Genomic DNA, 21,623 nt, shown 5'->3' with positions numbered 1-21,623 from the left:
GCGTCCGCTAGTCCTACGCCGGCCATGCGTGCGCGGCCATACCAAACGCGGCGGCCGCGCGAATTTTTTTGCTGGAGGTTGCCTACCCCTCGGCGCAAGGAGAGACGGGAAGCGCCGAAGGCAGCCGGCGCTTCCCGAACCCACTGCTTACGGTCCGAAGATGTAGTCGCTCGCGTCGATGGTCGCGCCGTTCGTCAGCGTGATGACGTCGTGCACGCGCCCATCGGCCGAGTTGATCATCCAGTGCGTTTCGTCGATCTGGGTGAAACTCGCGCCCTGCGCCTCCGTGCCGTAGCCCGAGAACACCAGCATGTCGCCGGCGCTTCCGTCGAAGTCGTAGATCGAATCGCGCCCGCCCTCGCCGCGCTTGAACACGAACTCGTCCGCGCCCAAGCCGCCGACCAGTTCGTCGAAGCCGGCGCCGCCATAAATGACGTCGTTCCCTTCGCGGCCGTTGATCAGGTCGGCGCCGGCAAGGCCGAAGAGATGATTGGCGCCGCCATCGCCGCTCAGCAGGTCCTTGTACGCCGAACCGGCCAACGCCTCGATATTGATCAGCTGATCGCCGTTGGCGACGCCGCCGCTCGCCAGCTGGGACGAGAGATCGATGGTCACGCCCGATTTGCTGTCGTCGTATCTGGCCGTGTCGAAACCTTCGCCGCCGTCGATCGTATCGGCGCCTTCGCCGCCGGTCAGCCGGTCGTCGCCCGCGCCGCCGGACAGCGCGTCGAGCCCGGCGCCGCCATGCAGCGCATCGCCGCCGTCGAGACCTGACAACGTGTTGGCGTTGGCGTCGCCCACCAGCGTGTCGGCGAACGCCGAGCCGGCGAGGTTCTCGATGCCGACATAGGAATCGCCCTTGGCGTCGCCTTCATTGTCGGAGCTCTTGTTCAGATTGGCCTTCACGCCCGCGCTCGAGGTGTCGTAGCGCGCCGTGTCCGCGCCGGCGCCGCCGTTCAGCACGTCCGCCCCGGCGCCGCCGGTGAGCTGATCGGCGCCTTCGCCGCCGCTCAGCGTGTTCGCCGCCGCGTTGCCGATCAGCGTGTCGGCGCCGTTGCCGCCGCTCGCCTTTTCGATGGTGACGCCGTTGGCGATGGTGAAGCCGCCATGGACGCCGTACGCGTAGGACATCCGCCCGCCGCCGCCCTCTTCATATTGCAGCGTCGCCGGACGCAGATCGATCGTCGCGTCCTTGTCGCCGACATATTTGATCTCGTCAGCGCCGCCGGCGTCCCAGATCGTCGAATAGAACGTGCCCGCGCCGTTGACGTCCTTCAGCGTATAGACGTCGTCGCCCGTCGCCCATTCTTCGTTGACGCCGTACTTGTCCTGGATCACCGCGATATCGAGCGCAGCCAGCGTGCCCATCCAGCCATAATGATCGACTTCCGTGCCTGTGAGTCCGCCCGAGCGTGTCTGCCCATAAGGCGAGGTCTGCCAGCCGTCATTGTACGACATGATGGTGAAGACCTGTTGGCTCAGATTGAAGTCGCCGAGCGCGCCGCCGATCCCGGCCGTGCCGCCGCCGGCGCCGCGCATAATGCTCGACTCGCCGCCGTCATCGTGTGGGTGCGCCATGCCGTGGCCGTGCGCGAATTCGTGCAGCAAGGTCGGGAAGTAGTAGCCGCCCTGCTGCAGCCCTTCCTGCGTCCAGCGCGCGTCGCCGGCGTTGAACTCGGCCTGGCCTTCATTGTCCTCGTTCGGCGGACTCATCCGCCCGAGCAGGCTCGCCCCAGCGCCCGGCGTGCCTTCATAAGTGACGAATTTGAGGTCGGCGTCGGCGCGGTCCTGCACCTCGAGATAGATCACGTCGGCCACTTGCTCGAACTGGTCGAGCGCGAGGCGGAACGCATCCTTCTCCCATTGCTGGAAGCCCTCGGCGACCATCGTGTTGGTGGTGCCGAGCGTCGCCGGATCTTCGTCGATGAAGACATCGCCGGTCTTGGCGAAATAGTATGTGACGACGTTCTTGCCCTCTATCCCATAGGTTGCGTTGTAGACGACGCCGGTGTTCGGCGCGCCATTGTCGCGCGGGCCGTTATCGCCGTCCGGATTGCGCGAGGTGCGGTCGATCTGGCTGCCCCAATCGATCGAATGCAACGGGCTGTCGATGGAATAACGCGGCACGTATGCCGTCGGATCGGGCTCGACGGTGCGCACGAACAGCTCGTAATCGCCGACCGCGTCGCCGTTCGCGCCATTGGTCGCGTCCTGATCGAACGCGCGCGCATTGACGTAGTACGTCCCCGTGTAGCTCGCCTGGAACGTCAGCAGCGCATCGAGGCCGGACGGCGTGTTCGGTCCGCCGCCATCCGCTGCCGTGAGCAGATTGCCCTGCGCATCATAGAGTTCGAGATAAGCGTCGCTCAGCGGCACGCCGCTCGGACCGCCGACCTTCAGATACTGGCCGATCTCGTAATGCTGACCTTCGGTCAGCTCGACGCGGAAGAAGTCGAAATCGCCAAGCGTGTCGATCGTCGCCACCACCGGCGCGCCGTTCACCTCGAGCGTCGCCGTCGTCGACGTGTCGCCAGGCTGCGCGTCGCCGGTGACAAGCAGCACGGCGGGCGCTGCGGTCGCCGCCGGCGCGGTCCCGCTCGTCATCGCGTCGTAGAACTTCCCGGGCGCGGTCCCGCACCACGCGCCGGTTTCGGCGAAGGATTTCGTGCTTGGCGTCAGGCAGCGTTCGAGCAGCGGCGCGCTGGAGACCTCCATTTCGTTGCGCGCGCTCAGCCATTCGGCCCAGCGCGCCGCGAAACCCCAGTCCGAGGCCTCGCCCCAACGATCCTGCAACATGCGCGGCAGCGCCGCGCCTTCATAGGCAAGCAACTTCAGCGGCTTCATGGTCGGAACCCTCCTGGCAGGCGCCGAGACGCGCCGCCTCTGGAGCCCGAACGAGCCGTCCCGCCGGTTTCTTCCGCCGACTTCGAATTTTTCTTAACTTTGCCGGCCGGCCACCTCCCCGCGTGACCGCCGTCACTACTCCCGGAAGACACCACAGGCTCCAGGGCTAGTGGCGGCATCCGTTTTGCAGGGTCTTGGCTCATGATGCCGCCTAAGCCTCCTCCGTTCGACGAGATTAACCAGATCTGGGTTGCCAAGCACTTTGAGGCCGCCAGCGCTCGTAACGAGTTCTGCGTGCGACTTGCTCAGGAGGGATTACGAAGCCTCGTCCTCATCAACGGCGGCGCGTTGATCGGGTTTATGAGCTTTCTGGGCGCCGTCCCTGACTTCATCACGAGCGGTATAGCTCTGTGGTGGGCGTTTGGGCTCTTCGCCTTCGGGTTGGTGATGGCCATTCTAGCGATAGTGCTCGCTTATCTCGCGCAAGAGCAGTTCGCCTCAACTGACTGGGCGAGTGCGAACGCTGTGTACCGCGAAGTTCTTGTCGTGGACTCCGGGCCCAACCGCCTAGCGCAAGCTGCTGCAAGCGCGCGCGGAATTCTACTGACGCGGATCGCTATAGCGATCGCACTACTCAGCCTGTTTGGCTTTGTTGGCGGCGCAATGTCTTCTCTAATCGCGCTTACTAGCTAACTTCTCCCACCGCTTCGCCGCTGCCTTCTTGGCGATCTCAGATCGGCGCTTCTTGCTGAGCGCTTTCGCCCGCGCCTTGCCGCCCTTGAGGCCGCCAAGCCGCCCCAGAGCGACGGCGGCGGGGTTCTTTTCCTTCGGGTTCTCAACCTTCTTCTTCGCCATCGCGCTTCTTCCTGCGTTTGCCTAGTCGCTTCCACGCACGAATATCAGCGTGCGTGTTGTTCGGAGCGGTTAGTCCGCCGATAGGTCAAGCGCTTGCCCTCAGCGCCAGCGAGCATGCGGTCTGCACGCTCTTTGTCGTCGATGCCAAGGCGTTCGCGCGTGTTATGGCGGAAGTCGAACTCAGCCAGATAACGGTGCAAATTCTTCTCGCTGCACAATTGATAAACGCCGCGCATGCCTCTCTTGAACACACTGAAATACGCTTCGCATGCGTTTGACGAAATGAAGTCGCCGTTCTCATAGCGGACGTATTCGCCAGACGAGTGATCGACGGCGCCATGCTCGGCAAATTCCTTGCCGACCTTCTTGTAGATCGCAGAGCTGTCCGTGTGCAGGCGGCTTTCGCGCGCTACATTCTCACGCAGGATTTTGGCGACCGTCTCCGCGTCGGCGGTCGCGACGTGGAATGAGCGCGATTGGCCGCCACGCTCTACGAGCGTGACGATTGCGCGTTTATCGCCAACGCCACGGCGACCCCCGCGCTTCGTCGTCGAACCGGCGCGGCGCTTGGAATAGACCTTCTGCGCTTCAGGAATGTTTCCATGGTAGGTCTCGTCCGCGCTTACGACGCGGCCCGGACCGTCCAGCGGCGCTTGCAAGCCGCCAGCTTTCATCGCTTCACGCACGCGATGACACATGAACCATGCCGCGTCCTTCGAGACGCGAAGCGAGCGGTGAACCTGAAGGCTGCTGATGCCCTTCTTGGACGATGCCATCATGTAAAACGTCCACAGCCACTTGCTGAGGCCAATCTTGCTGGACTCCATCGCTGTGCCGGTCGTTGTGGAGAAGTCCTTACGGCATTCCTTCGCGCCGCAGCGATAGCGACCCGCGCGCTTGGTGACGTACTCCGAACCGATCGAACCGCAGTGCGGGCACACCCGACCTTCCGGCCAGCGCACTTTCTCAAAGTACGCGCGGGCCGCGTCGTCATCGTGGAAGTGGGGCTGCTGCAAGTTCATAGGCTCCAATATAAGAGCCTCTGCTTGACCGGTCAAGCATCACGGTCAAGCATCGACTCGAATCTTAATAAGACGTTGGCGTGACTCGGTTTTTGAGCCAACAACTCACAGCGAAGAAATGGTTAAAGTCCCTATTCCTCGGGGGCGAATCGAGGAATCTAGTCTGTTTGCCGAAGACCAAAACGGCGCGCCCTCCGTCCAAAGAAAGCGCGCCGTCGAATTGGTCTTAGGTGTCTGACGTGCCTTCGAGAGCCGACGTCAAACCGGATCAACCGACTCTGAGTCTAACACGCTTTGGGGTCATGCGGGCAAGGCTCTCCGCGACGAAAGAGCACTACGAATGGTCATCACTGATGACGACGTTCCCGTTGTGAAGCTCGCGCTTCGCATGGGTTATTGGCAGCACGTGATCGCTGCTTACTTCGGCGAAAACCAAGGCCGCATTTCAGAGATCAAGAACGGCAAGCTCTTTCCGGGCGCGCCGGTCGCAGATCATTTGCCGCCGGACTTTCCGCCCTTGTGATCGGCGGGCCGCTCGCGCTTCGGCGCGGGCGGCTTCGCCTTCTTCGCCGGCTTCGCCTTCTTCGCCGGCTTCGCCGCGCCCTTTAGCGCTTGCTCGAAGCGGCGCTGGGCTTCGGCTTCGCTGTATTCATCAGGTTTTTTCGTCATGGACCGCAAAGCAATCACTAAAGCCGAGAGTCGTCTAGTCACCGCGCGTGAGGCGGCAAACGCGCTAGCCAGCTGCAAGAATCACGAAGAATTCGGCCGCCGCTGGTACGTTTTTCTCGTGTCCGCGAAGAACGTCTACACGACCCTGGAAAAGGGTTCGCGCGAGAACGCCAAGTCTCGTCAGTGGTGGTTTTCGGAAAAGAAAGCCGAGCGCTTCGATGACCCGCTCCTGCAGTACCTGTTTCAAGCGCGTGACGATGACGAGCACGGGCTGGAGCCGGTGACCGAATTCGTTCCAGAATCGGTTGGCCTCGGCGCGGCGGGGCCTGGATTGAGCCGCGCCATACGCTTTCAAAGCAATGGCGATGGTGTGTTTCGCGTAACCAGCCTTGACGGGCTTCCGGTCGGGGTCCGTCACGAGAAAGCGCACATCAAACTTTCGCCAGTGACGGCTCGGGGTGGCATTGTTTACACGCCCCCGACCATGCACAAGGGGCAGCGCATTGCCGATCCGTCGCCGGCTGGCTGTGCAGCTCTTGCCCTCGCTTACCTGTCAGAATTGATCGAAGAAGCGCGCAAGCGAGCGATGTGAGCCATGGCGTGATAGACCACCTCCAGGACCTGGCGCGGGTCTTCGGCGTGGTGGTGCTGACAAAGCTCCTCATAGCCTGCGTCGAGCATCGCAGGCGTGACCTCTATAGGCGTGGCTGATTCAGGTCCGTCGGTCATCCCGCCCACTATAGATCGATTTGGTGGTGCGAAGGTCATCATCGTGACCGCCGTCACTTGCCGCGCGTTTCTTACTGCATCGACACGACTTGCTCACACGAGCCGCTGCTAGCGTGCCGGCCTTCGCATCAGCGAGGGGAGATCAAAATGAGCTTCGATATGTCGAAAGTCGTCGCCGAACTGGGCGATGAAGTGATCGCCAAGTGCGGCGAACCGATCGGCCTCAACAAGGATCAGTCCGTGCGCGTCGCCCACGCGCTCGCCGCCCGCGCCGGCATGGGCGGCGAAGACATGATCAAGGCCGTCGCCGCCGACACCGGGCTCGACGAAGAAGTCGTCGCCGCCATGGCCAAGAAGCTGGTCGAAGTCGGCACGGAAAAGCTGATGAACGAAACGCCCATCGGCGCCGCCGTTGACAACGCCAAGCAGGAGGCGATGGCCGCACTCACCGCCGCCAGCCAAGGCGCGGCGAAAAACGCCGGCGGCTTCCTGGGCAGCCTGTTCGGCCGGAAGTAGCGCGCCAGGCGGGGATAGGACGCTCTGCTATCCCCGCACTTCCGGCGCCAAGCCGCTGAAAACAAAGCAATCGCATAGAAATCAATCCGACCGCGATTTTTCTGGGCGATACTAGCGCCCATGAACACACCAAAACACCATGTCAGCAGCCGCCAGCGCCAGAGGCTCGTCCTCTGGGCGCTGGCGATGCTGTCGTGGATCGCTTCAGTGCTGTTCGCAGGGCGCAAAGTCACACCGCGCCAACTCTTCCGCCGCCGCCGCAGCATGTCGCTCGCGGGGCTCGAGCGCACGACGATTCAGCTCTTGATCATCCGCGCCGTTGAAGTCGCACGGCTGCGCATGCCGAACTTTCGACGTCGCCGCCCTCCCGTGCGCCGCCATTATATCCGCTCGCTGCTGGGTTCACGCCTGCGCCGCATGATCAAGCGCAAGGACGTGCCCGCGCGCATCGCCGCTTTGATCGACGTGCTGCGCCGCCTCGACCACTATGCCGCGCTGCTTGGCGCGCGCATGAAGCGCCGCCTCACGCGACTTTTCCCGATTGCACCCGCGCCCATGCCGGCCGCGCCGCTGTGCGGTGCTCTCGCCGCCGCGCCGGCCTACGCCGACACCTCGTGATCAACCGCCGTTGCTGAACACAAAAAAATCGCCGCGCCGAGCCCCGCTCCGCGCGGGCGCCGGCGCATGCCTTAACGGCCCGCGGCCCTCGATCCCCGCATCAATAAAGCAGAAACCGCGTCCGCTCCGCCGCCCAGCTCTGCTCGTCGGGCATCGTGATCGCGTCCAGATCGCCCGGCGCAGCCTTCGCATCGTCGACCCATTCGCGCAGCAACGGCGAGCCGTTGATGACATCGATCGGCAGTTTCCCGAACGCATACTCGTACGGAAAATCGCGCCACAGCGCATAATCCGGATAGAGCCGCCGGATCGCCTTGAACGCCAGCGCCTGCACGCGCCAGGGCTTGAACGCGTTGTGATCGTAGTGCGCCGGGTCCTCGACATGGATCTGCACGCCGCTGCACAGCGACTTCACGTGCTTATGAAACGTCGGTTCGAACCAGCACTCGCGCAGCACGCAGCCCTTCAGCCAATCCGGCGCCAGCGCCCGCATCTCCGCGATCACATCGCGCCCGCTGATGTCGGGCGCGCCGAAAATCTCCAGCGGCCGCGTCGTCCCGCGTCCTTCGCTGAGTGTCGCGCCCTCGAGCATCACCGTGCCCGCATAGGCGCGCGCCATCCAAAGATTCGGCGCATTCGGCGAGGGGTTCACCCAAGTCCGCGCGCCGATCGGCCAGCCATAACCCGGCGCGGCCTCTGGATCGTACCCCTCCATCTCGATCACGCGATACGGCACGTCGAGTTTGAAGCGTTCGATGAACCACTTGCCCAGTTCGCCCAGGGTCAAACCATGCCGCATCGGCATCGGCCCCGCGCCGACGAAGCTTTCCCAACCGGTTCGCAGCGTCAGCCCCTCGATCGGCCGCCCGGCCGGATTGGGCCGATCCAGCACCCACACTTCCTTGCCGTGCGCCGCGGCCGCTTCCAGCATGTAGAGCAGCGTCGTGATGAAGGTGTAGATGCGACAGCCCAGATCCTGCAGGTCGATCAGCACGACATCGAACGTCGACAGCATCTGCCCAGACGGGCGACGCACGTCTCCATAGAGCGAGAACACCGGAATCCCGTGCAGCGGATCGGTGTAGTCCGCCGACTCCACCATATTGTCCTGCTTCTCGCCCCGCATCCCGTGCTGCGGCCCGAAAGCGGCGGTCACGCGAACATCGCCCAGCGCCATCAGCGCATCGAGCGAATGCGTGAGATCGCGCGTCACCGAAGCCGGATGCGCCACCAACGCCACGCGCTTTCCCAGAAGCGGCGCCCGCAGCGACGCATCTTCCAACAGCCGCTCAATGCCGAACTTCATGGCTTCATCCTAGGCGATTCCGCCTCATGCATCGAACGGGGCGATAAGCGGAATGACACGGCGCCCCTCGCGCCGATAGATCAGAAAGTCGCTGTCAGTGGTAAACACCTTGCTGTTCGCGTGGAGTTCGGACATCCGAACCAAGCAGATATCAGCCAGCGAAGGACCGATGTTGGCGTAGCGCCGCATCAGTCGACGCACAGATTCAATCTCGGCCGCCAGCGAAAACTCGGACCTCACCGCGCCGCGCGCCACCATATCAAGCACAATCGCCAGATCGTCGCCTCTCGAAGCCAGCAAAAAGCACACTTCGCTGATGACCGCATCGCACGTGACCAACGGCGACTTGAGCCGACTGAACTGCGCAGACGCCCACCCATGATGTGCGTCGGCCCGGTTGAGGTAGGCCAGCAACGGACCTGCATCCACGATTGTGATGGACGTCACTCGCCGTAACCGCGCATGTATTTCTTGTTCGTCGATAAGTCTTTCGGACCCTTCACCACGCCCTTTAGGTCAGCCAGCAGGTCGTGAACACTCGGCCCCTCAGAATTCGGAGTGTCTTCCACCGCGCGCTCGATCGCCTCGCGCACAATTTCACTGCGCCGCTGACCACGCCGGCGCACCAGTGCTTGCAGCTTGGCCGCAAGCGCTTCTGGCAATTTTACAGTTAACGTGACCATGGTAATACCGACGAGGCAATCTAGTAATACGGAGGCCGCGCGTCAACGGCTCAGGCTACGGCCTCAACTCAAACACAAACGCATCCGCGTGATGAAAATCCGGCTTGCCCGGCGGGTGCGTCAGCGCCCAATAGGACTTCGTGCCCTCCGCCTCTTCCATCACCGCCGCCAGGCCGACGCGCCACGGCCCCATGCCGGGCAGATCGAACGCCGCGTGCAGCACGTACGCATCGCCCTCGATCCCGCCTTCCACACGCGGCGCCAGCACTTCGGGCTTCATCATCCCGGCGCGATAGCCGTCGAACCGATAGACCGCCCATTGCGTCGAGGGCGAAAAATTGAACTCGTCATACCCCTCCGCCCCCGCCACGCGCGCGAACACTTCGAAGCAGGTGTGCTTCCAAAGCTCGTCCGTCCGCTCCGGATCGGCCGGGGCCGGTATCTGCAGCGACTCCAGCGCTCCGCGCACCTCGAACCGCAGCCGCACCTGCCCGGCGCTCGGCGCGTGCACCTCCGCCTCGACCGCGCTTACGGCGCGGGCGGGCGTCTCGGGATGGGGCTTCAGGATCACGCGGCGCATGGCTCTCACCTCTTATCTCCACCAAGCCTTAACGCGCCGTACCTTCGACAGGGCGCCCAAAGCCATGCTATCGCCCCGCCCGCCATGACCAACCTGAAATCCGCCTTCCTCCGCGACGTCGTCGCGCGCGGCCAGTTCCACCAGTGCACCGACCTCGAAGGCCTGGACAAAGCCGCGGCCCAAGGCGTCACCGGCTATATCGGCTTCGACATGACGGCGCCCTCGCTGCATGTCGGCAATCTCACCCAGATCATGTACCTGCGCCGCCTGCAGCAGGCCGGCGGCAAGCCGATCGTGCTCCTGGGCGGCGGCACGACGCGCGTCGGCGATCCGTCCGGCAAGGAGGAAATGCGCCAGCTGCTCACTGAAGAGCAGATCGCCAAGAACCAAGCCTCGATCCGCGGCACGTTCGAGAAGTTCTTGAGCTTCGGTGCGGGCAAGAGCGACGCCATCCTCGTCGACAATTCCGAGTGGCTGTTGCCCCTCAATTATCTCGACTTCCTGCGCACGGTCGGGCGCCACATGAGCGTCAACCGCATGCTGACGATGGATTCGGTGCGGCTTCGGCTCGAGCGCGAGCAGCCGATGAGCTTCATCGAGTTCAACTACATGATCCTGCAGGCCTACGACTTCGTCGAACTGAAGCGCCGCTACGATTGCGACCTGCAGATGGGCGGCTCCGACCAGTGGGGCAATATCGTCAACGGCGTCGAACTCGGCCGCCGTATGGAAGGCTTCGAACTCTTCGGCCTCACCCAGCCGCTCATCACCACCGCCTCCGGCGCCAAGATGGGCAAGACCGCGCAAGGGGCCGTCTGGCTCAACGCCGACATGCTCTCGCCGTGGGATTACTGGCAGTATTGGCGCAACACCGAGGACGCCGACGTCGGCCGTTTCCTCAAGATCTTCACCGATCTGCCGCTCGACGAGATCGCCCGGCTCGAAGCGCTGCAGGGCGCCGAGATCAACGACGCCAAGAAAGTGCTCGCCACCGAAGCCACAGCACTGCTGCACGGCCGCGCCGAAGCGCTCAAAGCCGAGGAAGCCGCGCGCGCCACCTTCGAACAAGGCGCGCGCAGCGAAAACCTGCCGAGCATCGCCGTCAGCAAAGAGGAATTCGCGAAGGGTCTGCGCGTCGCCAACGCGCTCGCCATGGCCAAGCTGGCGGCCTCGAACGGCGAAGCAAAACGCGCGATCGCGGCAAAGTCCGTCAGCGTCAACGACCGGCCGGTGACCGACGAAACGGCGACGCTCAGCGAGGCTGACATCGTCGATGGCGCGATCAAGCTTTCGCACGGCAAGAAGAAACACGTCCTGCTGCGCGTGGGATAGGCGCGCGGTTCAGTTCGCCGGCGCCAGCGCCGCTGTGTCCCGCGGCGTCGCCGACAGCGGTTCGGCCGCCGGCTGCGGCGCTGCGGGCGCAGGCGTGTCGTCCTGCGCCAGCGGCGGCAGCGACTGGACGTTGTTCTCGCGCACCGGTTCGAAAATCCGCCGCAGAATTCCCGGCGTCAGCGCCGACACCGGATTGACGCCGACGCGCGGCTGTCCCGCCGGGCCGTTGATCGTGTAGGTCATGCCGAACACGCCTTCGCCGCGGCGCGACACGAGGAGATCGCCGATCACCGGCACTTCGCCCAGCATCGACAGATTGAGCAGCGGCGACGGCGCGACGACGCCGTCGATGTCGAGATCGTCGCGGGCGATGTTGTAGGCGCCCGAACCGGTGAGCCCCATCGACGGGCCGGCCATGCGTCCCTCGGTGATCGTCAGCCGATCGTTGGCGTAGGCCATCTCGGCGTCGAGCGCGGTGAAGCTGATGCCTTCGCCGTTCAGAGTCTCGACCAGACCTGTCAGCGATCCGGCCGACGACAAGAGCCGCGCCATCGCCGGCAGACGGACGACTTGGAAATCCCTCAGACGCACATCGAACCGCGCTTGGCTCGGCGGGCCGGTGCGCCAGTCGCCGTCCGCCGCCGCGGTGCCGCCGACGATGTTCTCCGCGCCCGTCAGCGCCGCCACCGCAAAGCCCGCATCGTCCGAGCGCAGGCGGATGCGTCCCTGCGGATTGCCGGGCCGTGGACCAAGGCCCAGCGAGAACGCCCGGCCGCTCGGCGCGCGACCTTCCGCGGTCAGCATCGCCAGCGCCCCGCGCGAGGTTGTCACCTCGACCCGCGCATCGCTCAAGGTTGCGCCGCCGCGCATCTTCAGCCGGTCGACGATCACACTCGCCCGCAACGGCGCTGCGGCGCCCGCGTTCGTCGCCCGGGCTTCGCCCGGCGCGTCTTCGCCGCCGCCCATGAACGGGGCCGCGTCGAACAGCGCGCCGCGTACCGTGACGTCGAGCCCGCCGTCGCGCGCCCGCGTCGCGTTGATGCGCGCGTCGGCGCGGCCCTCGATCGCGAGCCGCGTCAGCTCCACTTCCATGATCCGGTTGTCGCGCGAGAGGCGCATGCGCCCTTGCGTGTTGAGCCCGGCGCCGCGGGCGTCGATGTTCGCGAACGCGAGCCCGCCGTCGCGTTGGCGCTCCACCGTGAACTGCGCCGACGCCGCTTGCCCCGCGCGCTTTGTCCAAAATTGCCGCGGCGCTTCGACGGCCGCGCGCGTCAAGTCGAGTTCGATCTGTGCGTTGTCGACATCGAAGCCACGGCCCTGGCCGCTGATAGTGACGCCGATCCGCCCCTGCGCATAGCGCGCCACTGGATAGCCGAGCCGCTCCAAATCGTCGGCGTCGAAATCGCCCGAGATCCGGTACTCCGACGAGGCCCGCCCGCGCCGGCCGATATGTTCGACCCAGCGCACCTCGTTGATCGCCGAGGTTCCGGCGCGGATCGGTCCGCTGACCGTGATCGCCCGTTGATCGCCGCGCACCTGCAGCTGGCCGTGGCTCAGCGCGATCCGCCGGGTCGTCATCGCGCCGGCGAAGTCGCGGATCGCGCCGTCGAGGTTGAAGCGCCAGGTTTCGAACGGCGCCTCGCGCAGCATCGGCCGCTGGATGCGGATATTGACCGTGCCGCGCCCAGTCGCGCTCGCCGCCGCAACCGGCAGGCGTTCACCCAGCGCGATCGGCTCCTGACCCAGCACTTCGAGCAGGCTGCGCGCGTCGCCGTCGATCCGCGCCGAGATTGTCGCCATCGCGCCTTTCGGCTTGAGCCGCGGCAGCTCCACCCGGCCGTTGCTGACGATCATGTTGTGGAAGCGCGCTTCCGGGATGGTCATGTCGAACCGGTTGCCGCGCAACACCGCCGAGCCGCGCGCGTTCGTCACAGGCGACATCGTGGTGACGAACTGCATCGAGGCGTCGGCGACGTTGAAGCGAATGTCCATCGCCTCGTCGCGCAACACGCCGGCGGCGATGTCGGCGGGACGCACGTCGATCCGCACGCTTGCATCGCTGATGCGCCCGCCCGTCAGCGAGCGGGCGAGATAGTCGCGCGCGCCTTCGCCCAGCCCCATCGGCCACATCGCGACCACGGCGCGCGCATCGACGCTGCCTTGCAGCTGACCGTTCACTTCGATGCCGGGCCGCAGCCGCCGATCCGCGCCCGCCTCGGCCCAATAGAGCCTTCCGCTCGCGTCGAGCACGCCCTGGCCGGTCTCCGCGTGAATGCGCGAAAAGCGCACGCTCCGCTCCGCCGAAGCGATCGCGCCGACGATTTCGACATTGGTGAACGCCGCCGGCTGCGATAGCGTGCCCGGCACGTCCACCGTCAGCGAGGGCAGCGCCACTGTGAACGCCGCCGCTTGGTTCGCCTCGGCGCGGAAGATCGACGATACGTCGCGCACGCGGATCTCGCCGCCAATCCGCGTCGTAGCCCCGGCCAACTGCAGCTGATCGATGATGAGCTCGTCGCTCGCGATGTCGTAGCGCCCATGGAAGCGCCCGCCGTCCAAACTGAATTGCTGCCCGCCGGCGTCAGCCGTGCCGCGCCCGAGCACGGCGTCTCCCTCAAAGCGGTTGACGCCAGTCTCGCGATCGAGGCCGATCGAGACCGTTGCCGTGAATGGCGCATCGAGACCGGCGAACGGCCCGAGCGCCGCAGCGGAGAACAGCGCGCGCGGGCGAACGTCGGTCGCCCCGAACTCGATCACGGCGCTGCGGAATTGGGTGTCGGTGGTGATGCGCAGGCTGGCCGGGGCCAAGCCTTCGGCGCCTTCGAGCCGCGCGTCGGCGGAGAGCGCGAGCGCATCGCGTTCGCGCGACAATTCGAGATTGGCCCCTTGCGCGGTCCAGCGGCCGCCGCCTTCTTCGTCGATCACGGCCAGCCGCGCGCCGCGCACGCTCAGTCCGCGCAAGTCGCCGCCCGGACCGACCGGTCGGAACGCCGACTCCATCCCGTCGAGCCAGCGCGCGACTTTCTGTTCGAGCGTCTCGTCCGTCGGAGAGGCCGGAACGATGATGTCCGGCGGCGCGCCCTCCGGCCCGAACGCGATGTGCAGCGCGCCGTCGAGCTTGCGCGTGAACGTCATCTCGCCGCCGACGAATTCGGCGCGCACCAACTGGATGCGCCCGACCGCGAGCGGCAGCACCGCAAGTTCGATCCGCGCCTCCTCGGCGCGCGAAAGCACGCCGCCGCGGCCGTCCTCGACGCTGACGTTGACGGCGCGCAGTTCGAGCGCGCCGCGCTGGGTCCAGGCCAGTTCGACCCGTTCGAGCCCGACCGGGCGGCCGCCGCGGGCCGCGCTCAGCTCGGTCTGCATCTGCTCGCGCAGGAAGCCCAGCTCGATCGGTCCCTGGGAGAGCCGCCACCACGCCACGCCAACCCCGATCGCGAGCGCCGCGACCAGGCCAAGCAGAATCTCGACAGCAATGAGCGTCGAGCGGCGTATCATCCGCACGTCTCCGCCGCCCCAACGCAATCTCTAGCGCGAGGAATCGGGCTGAGGCAAAGCATCAGCCCAGCCGCCGTGGGCTTCGCGGCTGTAAAATCTTGGGATAGCCGGAGGCCGGCAATGGCGAAAGAACTCAAACCTGGCGACCCCGCGCCCCCATTCGATCTGCCGACGGCCGGGGGCGGGCGCGTCAGCTTGGCGAGCCTCAAGGGCAAGCGCGTCGTCCTTTATTTTTACCCTAAGGACGACACACCGGGTTGTACCCAAGAAGCACTAAACTTCACTGAAAAGGCGAAAGATTTCGCCGCAGCCAAGGCCACCGTGGTCGGCGTCTCCCGCGACTCGGTAACCAAGCACGAGAAATTCGCCGCCAAGCACGGCCTCAATGTGACATTGGCTGCCGATGAGGATGGCCTAGCCTGCGAGGCCTACGGCGTCTGGGGCGAGAAGAAGCTCTACGGGCGCACCTATATGGGCGTCGAGCGCGCCACATTCCTGATCGATCCCAAGGGTAAGATCGCCCGTGTGTGGCGGAAGGTGCGCGTCCCGGGTCACGTCGAAGAAGTTCTGGAAGCGGTTAAATCGCTCTGAACCGGTCGACTCGTGCTTTACTTGGTTAACGTAGGTTTGGCGCGACTTTCGCACAAACCCGTTGAGAGAAGCTGAAATTCTCGTAAACGGCGCAGTCGGCCTGTTGCAATTCGAGAGCGTTTCAGGTTGGATCACTTTCGGCGGGGCCAGCGTATTTTTTTGTTTCGGTTAGTGGGCGGTGGCGGACCATGAGCCAGTTCGGATCGCGAGCGCGAGCGTTCTTTGATCGCGCCTTTCCAGAGCGTCAGATCTATCACCGCAGCGGCGGCACCGTGCGTTACGTGTCGCTGTCTCCAGGCAAACAGGCCCTGCTGGCGCTGACGGCCATCGGCGCAGCGACGTGGTGCGTCTACGCCACGGCGAACACCCTGCTCGAAGGCCCCCAGGCCACCGCCTCCAACGCCGAAGTCGAGCGTGAGCGCGCCAAATACGACCGCTGGCTGAACGAGAGCCGCGCCCAAGCCGCCGCCAGCCAAGCCCTGCTGGAAGAGCGCACCCGCCAGTTCGACCGCGCCACCCAGGATTTCGAGAGCCGCCACGAAGTGCTGCGCTCGCTGCTGGAATACGCCGGCGGCAACGGCGTCCAGCTCGCCGCCACCCGCCCGATCGAGCGCGACGGCGCCCGCATCATCATGGCCGCCTCGATCGACGAGGCCGAGCCGCGCCAATCCCGCGCTGTCACCACCGAGCCCTATCAGGTCCAAACCGTTGGCTTCCGGGCGCGCCAGCAGGATCTCGAGCGCGATCAGGAGCAGACCCTCTCCGAGCTGGAAGACCAGGTCGTCGAGCAGAGCGAAACCGTCCGCGGCGTGCTGCGCCTGACCGGCGTGTCGATGACCTCGCTGACCGGCGATGAAGCGGCCACCGGCGGCCCGCTCGTGCCGCAGGACTTCGTCGCCTATCTGCGCGACAGCGGCCTCAACCCTGCCTTCGCCGAGCGCGTCGCCCAAGTCGCCGCGCGCGTCACCGAATCCCGCCGCCTGGGCGATATCGCCAACTCGACGCCGCTGGCCCCGCCGGTCGCCGTCGATTATCGCGAAACCTCAGGCTATGGCGGCCGCGTCGATCCGTTCACGGGCCGTCCCGCCTTCCACGCCGGGCTCGACCTCGCCGCCTTTGAACGGGCGCCGGTGGTGGCCACCTCACCTGGCACTGTTGTCTTCGCTGGCGTTCGCTCCGGCTATGGCAATACTGTCGAGATCGACCACGGCCACGGGTTTAAGACTCGGTACGGGCATTTGCGCGATATCCAAGTGCGCACCGGCGAACGGGTCGCCATCGGCCAACGGGTCGGCTCGATGGGCTCGACCGGCCGCAGCACGGCGACGCACTTGCACTACGAGGTCTGGTTCCGGGGTCGCGCGGTCGATCCAGTTAATTTTCTGAGGGCAGGACGGCATGTTCACGAACAAGGGTAGACCGACGGATACGACGATGCCGGCTCTTCCCGATCCGATTCAGCCCCGTCGCCCGGCTCCGGGCCGTGCAGGCATTGCTTCGATCATCGCCAACGGCGTGAAGATCACCGGCACGATCGACGCCGATGGCGCCGAACTGCAGGTCGACGGCGAGATCGAAGGCAACGTCCGCGGCGGATCGCTCACGGTGGGCGACACCGGCATGGTCAAAGGCGACGTGGTTAGCGAAAGCGTAACCGTGCATGGCCGCGTCGAGGGCTCGGTCCGCGCCCGCAAGGTCATGCTGGCCCGCAACGCCCACGTGCTCGGCGACATCGTTCATCAATCTCTTTCTGTTGAGATGGGCGCGGTTTTCGAAGGCCAGTGCCGCTACCTCCAGGATCCGCTGTCGCAAGCCGGTCCGGGCGCGCCGGCCACGCCGCAGATCGTCTCGCCGCAGGAGCGGCCGGCGGCTTCGGCGTTCGGCAATCAGGGCTCCGTTTTCGGCGAGCCGAGCAATGACGACCGCATGGTGTCGGGCGTCATCGTGACGGGCGCCTCGAACTGATTTTGGTTTTGGGTTGGAATACAAACTAAAGGCCCGGCTCAGAGCCGGGCCTTTTTCTTTGCCGTTCAGCGCCAGGCGCCGAGGATCAGCCCGATCAATGTGAATTGCAGCGAGTGATAGCCGCCATTGATCAGAAAGAGCGCGAGGCTCTTGCGTTCGAAGAGGTAATTGACGCCAAACGAGGCCGCGACCCAGCACAGCCCCGCCGTGAGGCCGTAAAGCGCGCCCGTCGCCGCGTTTACTTCCGGTCCAAGGAAAACCGCGAACGAGGCGGATGCGATCAGCGCCAGGACGAACGAGCCGCCGAAGATCAAAGCCATGTTGCCGCCCTTGATCTGCGCCTCGCTCAAGCCGGCCGCGCTCACCCAGGCTTTCGAAAACAGCGCCGAATACCAAAGTCCGCCGAGCAGGAAAGAACTCGCCGCCGCCGCGATCACTGCAAGCCAATTGATGTCCATGTGACGCCCTCCCCTCCGGCGATCAGGCTTTCGCCATCGCCGCCGCTTTCAACAGCTCGAAATGCGCTCTGAGCTGCTGCACCGCTCGATCGAAGTACGCGACGTCGCGGTGCGTGCGCGCCTGCATCACGCCTCCTTCCATCGCCGTCAGCACGAACTGCGCGAGGGCACGCTTATCGACGCTCGCCGGCAGACGATCGCCGGCCGCAGCAAGGCAGCGCCCGATCGCGTTGGTCCAGTTCTCGAAGTTCTGCGCCAGCAATTCGCGCACCTGCGGATCGGGCTCGTGAAGCTCGAGCGCCAGCGACCCGATCGGGCACCCGTAGGTGCAATCGCTCTCCACGATCATGGTGCGATAGCCGTTGAGCAGCGCGAAGATTTTTTCGATCGGGTCGTCGACATGCGCCCAAGCCGGCTCGAGCAGCATCTGCTCGATGCCGTCGCGATACGCCTCCAGCACGCCGATCAGCACGTCCTGCTTCGACGGGAAGACATGATAGAGGCTACCTGAATTGAGCTGCGTCCGGCTCAGCAGATCGGCGATCGAGGTGGAATTGTAGCCCTTCAGCCAGAACAGCTCCATCGCCGCCTCAATGATCTTCTGGCGCGGGGAAGGCGCGCTCATCGCGACGCCGCGTTCGCTTCAGCGCGCCAATCGATTGGCCCGCTCGTCACGCGCTCGACGAGCTTGTTCAGCGTCCACGCATTGCCCCAAGCGAAATGGTGATAGAGCGCCTCGTACGCCTCGCCCTCGCGATAGCCCAGCATCGACACGCGCACGCGCGTCGCGCCTTCGCCCACGGGCTCGAATTCGATCAGCGTCGCGAGCCGCGCGACTTCGGCCGCATGCGGAAAATTCGGCGGCGCATGCGCGACTTGGATGACGAGCAGACGCTCGGGCGCCACTGCGACGATGCGATTACGGATATTGGCCGGATCGCCGATGCGCCCGTCCGGATCGTAGCTCGTCTCCAACACGCCGCCCGGCCGCGCCTCCACCGCCGCCACCGGGGCAAGCCAGGTGCCCACGCCGGCCGACGTTGTCCACAGCGGCCACAACTCCGCGGCCGAGGCCGGAACCACCACCTCGTGGCACAAAGTCCGCTCGCCGCTCGTCTCCGCCCGCGAACAATCGACCACGGCCGATTGGGCGAAGGCCGGCGCTGCGAACACGCAAGCGGCCAACACGAGAAGCGAGCGGAGTAGTCGCATGCCTCTTGTTTGAACGATCAATCAACAGACGTCAAGCGGCGACTCTGCCCGGCGGCGTAGCTGGCCCCGAACTTGATCCGAGCTGTCAAAGTCTGACGCCAACGGACGCGCTTGCCGTCAACAAGCGCAAGCTGGGGTGAGCACAATCACCCTTGCGGTCACGCTGAGCTTGCCGAAACGCGACGCCACGCACCGACAACGGAGCGACTCATTCCGTTTTCGACAAGTTCGGGCTCGCCGGGTCTCGGGCCAAGTCAGGCTCGGCGCACCCCTAATCGATATCCGCGATCTGTTTGTCGCCCGCCCCGTGCACGCGCGCCGCCAGCGAGGCGGCCATGAACTGGTCGAGGTCGCCGTTGAGCACGCCTTGCGTGTCCGACGTTTCGACGCCGGTGCGCAGGTCTTTGACCATCTGATACGGCTGCAGCACGTAGGAACGGATCTGTCGGCCCCAACCGATCTCGGTCTTCGAATCTTCGAGCTGCTGCGCCGCCGCCTCGCGCTTTTGCAGTTCGGCTTCGTACAAGCGCGCGCGCAGCATGTCCCAGGCGGCGGCGCGGTTCTTGTGCTGCGAGCGCTCGGCCTGGCAGGCCACGACGATGCCGGTCGGGATGTGCGTGAGGCGCACGGCCGAGTCGGTCTTGTTGATGTGCTGGCCGCCGGCGCCGGAGGCGCGGTAGGTGTCTGTGCGCACGTCCTTGTCGAGAATCTCGATGTCGATCGACTCGTCGATCTTCGGGTAGACCCACACGCTCGCGAACGAGGTGTGGCGGCGCGCGTTGGAATCGTAGGGGCTGATGCGCACCAGGCGATGCACGCCCGCTTCGGTCTTCAGCCAGCCATACGCATTCTCGCCTTGCACCAGGACCGTCGCCGACTTGATGCCGGCCGTGTCGCCGCCCTGCTCTTCCAGCAGCTCGACCTTGAAGCCGCGCGATTGCGCCCAGCGCGAATACATGCGCAACAGCATCTCGGTCCAGTCCTGGGACTCGGTGCCGCCAGCGCCTGAATTAAACTCGATATAGGCGTCATTGCCATCGGCTTCGCCGGAGAGCAGCGCTTCGAGTTCAGCCTGCGCCGCACGCACTTGCGCGTGCTGAAGCGCGGCGTGCGCCTCGTTGACCAGCCCTTCGTGGCCTTCCGCTTCGGCGAGTTCCGCGAGTTCGAGAGAATCGCGCAGATCGCGCTCGAGCGAGAGGATGCTGTTCATCCCCGCTTCGAGCTTGTTGCGCTCGCGCATGAGCTTCTGCGCCTTCTCCGGGTCGTTCCAGAAATCCGGGCGCTCAGAGAGCGCGGTCAGCTCATCGAAGCGGACTTGGGCCTGATCCCAGTCAAAGACGCCTCCGCAGCAAGGCGACGGCGGATTCGATCTGTTCAGCGAGAGCGGCGATGTCGGCGCGCATGGGTCCTGTCCCCGAAAAAGAGAATGAGTCGGGGACTAGATAGGCGATGGCTGGCGCGGGCGCCAACGGCTGAGGAGGTAAAGCAGCGTCCCAAAAGCGGCGAAGCCGGCGATGAACTGCCAGGCGTCCAGCTCGGCCTGCGCCACCGCCCACAGGCAAAGCGCGGCCGCGGCGAGCGGCGCGGCCATCCGCCAGACGTGGGACGCGGCGCCGCGCTGCTGTTTGGGCGCCTCGCCGCGCAGTTTCGGCAGCGCCGCAATGCAGGTGAGATAGACCACCATCCGCGCCAGCGCCGACATCGCCGCAAGCCATATGAAGGCGCCGCTGACCGCCAGCGCCCCGCCGATCACCCCCATCAGCAGGATCGAGTTCGCCGGCGTCGAGAAGCGCCGGCTGACCTGACCCAGCCAAGCCGGCAGTGAGCCGGCCTCGGCCATCGCAAAGGTCAGCCGCGGCGTCGCGATCATGGAGGCGAACAGATTGCCGCCGATCGAGATGATCGCAGCGACGGTGATGGCGGCAGCGCCCCACGGTCCCGCGAGAACAGAAGCCGCCGCCGCGAGCGGCGCACCTTCGGGCGCAGCGCCCTGCATGACGGCGACGTACGCAAGCTGGATCAGGAAGTAGAACACTGCCATCACCACGATCGTGGTGATCAGCGCGCGCGGCATGTTGCGCTTGCAGTCGTGCGTTTCGCCCGACACCAAAGTCGCCATTTCGAAACCGACGAAGGCGTAGAGCAGCACGAGACTGATGTCGCCGAGGCCGGACGCATCCGCCGGCCATTGCGGCGCGGGGATTGTCGGGGCGAACGCGAAGAGTCCCCAGCCGGCGAGGATGATCAGGGGCGCGACCTTCAGCACCGTGACGAAGTTGAGCGTCCGCACCGCGCCCTTCACGCCGGCGATGTTGATGGCGACGAGCGCGAGCGTCAGCAACGCGATCACGCCGACGCGCAGCGCGCCTTCGTCGACCGGCGCATACGCGGCGAGATAGGTCAGCAGCACGTTGGTGTTGGCCGCAAACGCGCCGAGGCGCGCGAGATAATAGAGCCAGCCGACTTGGAAGCCCGCGAAGGAGCCGAACGCGGCGGTGGCGTAGACGGTGACGCCGCCAGCCTTGTCGAAATAACCGGCGAGCTCGCCCATGACGCCCGCGACGGCGATCATCAAGACGCCGATCAGCAGAATGAAATAAGGGCTGAATGCGCCCGCGCCCTCCACCAGCGTCTGCGGCATGGCGAAGATGCCGGCGCCGATGATGCCGTTGAGCGCAATGAAGGCTGCGCCGACAAGGCCGATGTCGCGCTTCAGCGCGCCTTCTGTTGCCGTCAAAAGAAAAT

The 21,623-nt window shown here is 65.3% G+C and carries 23 protein-coding genes; 9 read left to right on the top strand and 14 right to left on the bottom strand.

Going from position 1 to position 21,623, the window contains the following annotated elements:
* Positions 1 to 147 precede the first annotated feature (147 nt).
* Positions 148 to 2,844, bottom strand: coding sequence for a M10 family metallopeptidase C-terminal domain-containing protein (locus tag VEA80_RS13150; RefSeq protein ID WP_325061208.1), 2,697 nt, complete (start codon positions 2,842 to 2,844; stop codon positions 148 to 150).
* Between the two features lie 201 nt (positions 2,845 to 3,045).
* Between VEA80_RS13150 and VEA80_RS13145 the strand changes: the two genes are divergently transcribed.
* Positions 3,046 to 3,537 (top strand): hypothetical protein, encoded by a 492-nt coding sequence (locus VEA80_RS13145; RefSeq protein ID WP_325061207.1) that lies wholly within the window; start codon positions 3,046 to 3,048, stop codon positions 3,535 to 3,537.
* Here VEA80_RS13145 and VEA80_RS13140 read toward each other — a convergent pair.
* Together VEA80_RS13140 and VEA80_RS13135 are read right to left on the bottom strand one after the other, a co-directional pair.
* Positions 3,517 to 3,699: a hypothetical protein gene (locus VEA80_RS13140; protein ID WP_325061206.1), complete on the bottom strand. Its 183-nt coding sequence runs from the start codon at positions 3,697 to 3,699 to the stop codon at positions 3,517 to 3,519. The two genes, VEA80_RS13145 and VEA80_RS13140, sit on opposite strands and share 21 nt — an antisense overlap.
* 44 nt (positions 3,700 to 3,743) lie before the next feature.
* Positions 3,744 to 4,721, bottom strand: coding sequence for an IS1595 family transposase (locus tag VEA80_RS13135; protein WP_325061205.1), 978 nt, complete (start codon positions 4,719 to 4,721; stop codon positions 3,744 to 3,746).
* A 340-nt stretch (positions 4,722 to 5,061) separates the two neighbouring features.
* On the opposite strand from VEA80_RS13135, the gene VEA80_RS13130 reads away from it, so the two are divergent.
* Entirely contained in the window at positions 5,062 to 5,244 is a 183-nt protein-coding gene (locus VEA80_RS13130; RefSeq protein ID WP_325061204.1) for a hypothetical protein, read from the top strand.
* On the opposite strand, the gene VEA80_RS13125 is transcribed toward VEA80_RS13130, so the two are convergent.
* The gene (locus VEA80_RS13125; protein WP_325061203.1) at positions 5,214 to 5,390 is read right to left on the bottom strand and encodes a hypothetical protein; all 177 of its coding nucleotides are present in this window, start codon (positions 5,388 to 5,390) and stop codon (positions 5,214 to 5,216) included. The genes VEA80_RS13130 and VEA80_RS13125 overlap by 31 nt on opposite strands.
* On the opposite strand from VEA80_RS13125, the gene VEA80_RS13120 reads away from it, so the two are divergent.
* The 3 genes from VEA80_RS13120 to VEA80_RS13110 all read left to right on the top strand — a co-directional run bounded on the left by VEA80_RS13120 (position 5,389) and on the right by VEA80_RS13110 (position 7,253).
* Positions 5,389 to 5,982, top strand: coding sequence for a hypothetical protein (locus VEA80_RS13120; protein ID WP_325061202.1), 594 nt, complete (start codon positions 5,389 to 5,391; stop codon positions 5,980 to 5,982). The genes VEA80_RS13125 and VEA80_RS13120 overlap by 2 nt on opposite strands.
* A 284-nt stretch (positions 5,983 to 6,266) precedes the next feature.
* Positions 6,267 to 6,635: a hypothetical protein gene (locus VEA80_RS13115; protein ID WP_325061201.1), complete on the top strand. Its 369-nt coding sequence runs from the start codon at positions 6,267 to 6,269 to the stop codon at positions 6,633 to 6,635.
* A gap of 120 nt (positions 6,636 to 6,755) precedes the next feature.
* Positions 6,756 to 7,253, top strand: a complete 498-nt coding sequence (locus VEA80_RS13110; protein ID WP_325061200.1) for a hypothetical protein — start codon at positions 6,756 to 6,758, stop codon at positions 7,251 to 7,253.
* Between the two features lie 100 nt (positions 7,254 to 7,353).
* On the opposite strand, the gene VEA80_RS13105 is transcribed toward VEA80_RS13110, so the two are convergent.
* The 4 genes from VEA80_RS13105 to VEA80_RS13090 are packed head-to-tail and all read right to left on the bottom strand — an operon-like array spanning position 7,354 to position 9,822.
* Positions 7,354 to 8,559, bottom strand: coding sequence for a DUF1343 domain-containing protein (locus VEA80_RS13105; RefSeq protein WP_325061199.1), 1,206 nt, complete (start codon positions 8,557 to 8,559; stop codon positions 7,354 to 7,356).
* 24 nt (positions 8,560 to 8,583) lie between these two features.
* Positions 8,584 to 9,006, bottom strand: a complete 423-nt coding sequence (locus VEA80_RS13100) for a type II toxin-antitoxin system VapC family toxin (protein WP_325061198.1) — start codon at positions 9,004 to 9,006, stop codon at positions 8,584 to 8,586.
* Positions 9,003 to 9,242 carry a ribbon-helix-helix domain-containing protein gene (locus VEA80_RS13095; protein ID WP_325061197.1) on the bottom strand — a complete coding sequence of 80 codons (240 nt, stop codon included), beginning with the start codon at positions 9,240 to 9,242 and terminating at the stop codon, positions 9,003 to 9,005. Before VEA80_RS13095 ends, VEA80_RS13100 begins: the two co-directional genes overlap by 4 nt.
* 55 nt (positions 9,243 to 9,297) lie before the next feature.
* On the bottom strand, positions 9,298 to 9,822 hold the full coding sequence (locus tag VEA80_RS13090; protein ID WP_325061196.1) for a DOMON-like domain-containing protein: 525 nt from the start codon (positions 9,820 to 9,822) through the stop codon (positions 9,298 to 9,300).
* An 84-nt stretch (positions 9,823 to 9,906) separates the two neighbouring features.
* On the opposite strand from VEA80_RS13090, the gene tyrS reads away from it, so the two are divergent.
* On the top strand, positions 9,907 to 11,154 hold the full coding sequence (gene tyrS, locus VEA80_RS13085) for a tyrosine--tRNA ligase (RefSeq protein WP_325061195.1): 1,248 nt from the start codon (positions 9,907 to 9,909) through the stop codon (positions 11,152 to 11,154).
* A 9-nt stretch (positions 11,155 to 11,163) separates the two neighbouring features.
* On the opposite strand, the gene VEA80_RS13080 is transcribed toward tyrS, so the two are convergent.
* Positions 11,164 to 14,652, bottom strand: coding sequence for a DUF3971 domain-containing protein (locus tag VEA80_RS13080; RefSeq protein WP_325061194.1), 3,489 nt, complete (start codon positions 14,650 to 14,652; stop codon positions 11,164 to 11,166).
* 120 nt (positions 14,653 to 14,772) lie between these two features.
* Between VEA80_RS13080 and bcp the strand changes: the two genes are divergently transcribed.
* The 3 genes from bcp to VEA80_RS13065 all read left to right on the top strand — a co-directional run bounded on the left by bcp (position 14,773) and on the right by VEA80_RS13065 (position 17,208).
* Positions 14,773 to 15,243, top strand: a complete 471-nt coding sequence (gene bcp / locus VEA80_RS13075; protein ID WP_325061193.1) for a thioredoxin-dependent thiol peroxidase — start codon at positions 14,773 to 14,775, stop codon at positions 15,241 to 15,243.
* Positions 15,244 to 15,431: 188 nt separating this feature from the next.
* On the top strand, positions 15,432 to 16,661 hold the full coding sequence (locus tag VEA80_RS13070) for a peptidoglycan DD-metalloendopeptidase family protein (RefSeq protein WP_325061192.1): 1,230 nt from the start codon (positions 15,432 to 15,434) through the stop codon (positions 16,659 to 16,661).
* A gap of 16 nt (positions 16,662 to 16,677) precedes the next feature.
* Positions 16,678 to 17,208, top strand: a complete 531-nt coding sequence (locus VEA80_RS13065; RefSeq protein ID WP_325061191.1) for a polymer-forming cytoskeletal protein — start codon at positions 16,678 to 16,680, stop codon at positions 17,206 to 17,208.
* Between the two features lie 65 nt (positions 17,209 to 17,273).
* On the opposite strand, the gene VEA80_RS13060 is transcribed toward VEA80_RS13065, so the two are convergent.
* The 5 genes from VEA80_RS13060 to VEA80_RS13040 all read right to left on the bottom strand — a co-directional run bounded on the left by VEA80_RS13060 (position 17,274) and on the right by VEA80_RS13040 (position 21,615).
* Positions 17,274 to 17,666 (bottom strand): DUF1761 domain-containing protein, encoded by a 393-nt coding sequence (locus VEA80_RS13060; protein ID WP_325061190.1) that lies wholly within the window; start codon positions 17,664 to 17,666, stop codon positions 17,274 to 17,276.
* A gap of 22 nt (positions 17,667 to 17,688) precedes the next feature.
* A complete protein-coding gene (locus VEA80_RS13055) occupies positions 17,689 to 18,291 on the bottom strand; it encodes a TetR/AcrR family transcriptional regulator (protein WP_325061189.1) in 603 nt (200 codons plus the stop codon).
* Positions 18,288 to 18,878, bottom strand: a complete 591-nt coding sequence (locus VEA80_RS13050; RefSeq protein WP_325061188.1) for an SRPBCC domain-containing protein — start codon at positions 18,876 to 18,878, stop codon at positions 18,288 to 18,290. Before VEA80_RS13050 ends, VEA80_RS13055 begins: the two co-directional genes overlap by 4 nt.
* A gap of 271 nt (positions 18,879 to 19,149) precedes the next feature.
* Positions 19,150 to 20,281, bottom strand: a protein-coding gene (gene prfB, locus VEA80_RS13045; protein ID WP_325061187.1) for a peptide chain release factor 2 whose coding sequence is annotated in 2 segments (ribosomal slippage) — positions 19,150 to 20,211 and positions 20,213 to 20,281 — 1,131 coding nt in all. Because the reading frame shifts where the segments join, the coding sequence is not laid out codon by codon here.
* Between the two features lie 35 nt (positions 20,282 to 20,316).
* Entirely contained in the window at positions 20,317 to 21,615 is a 1,299-nt protein-coding gene (locus VEA80_RS13040; RefSeq protein ID WP_325061186.1) for an APC family permease, read from the bottom strand.
* Positions 21,616 to 21,623 lie beyond the last annotated feature (8 nt).

The sequence above is a fragment of the Vitreimonas sp. genome, assembly GCF_035627415.1.
Taxonomy (GTDB): domain Bacteria; phylum Pseudomonadota; class Alphaproteobacteria; order Caulobacterales; family Aquidulcibacteraceae; genus Vitreimonas.
Note: the sequence above shows the minus strand (reverse complement) of the source record. Positions and strands in the feature narration are given on the sequence as shown.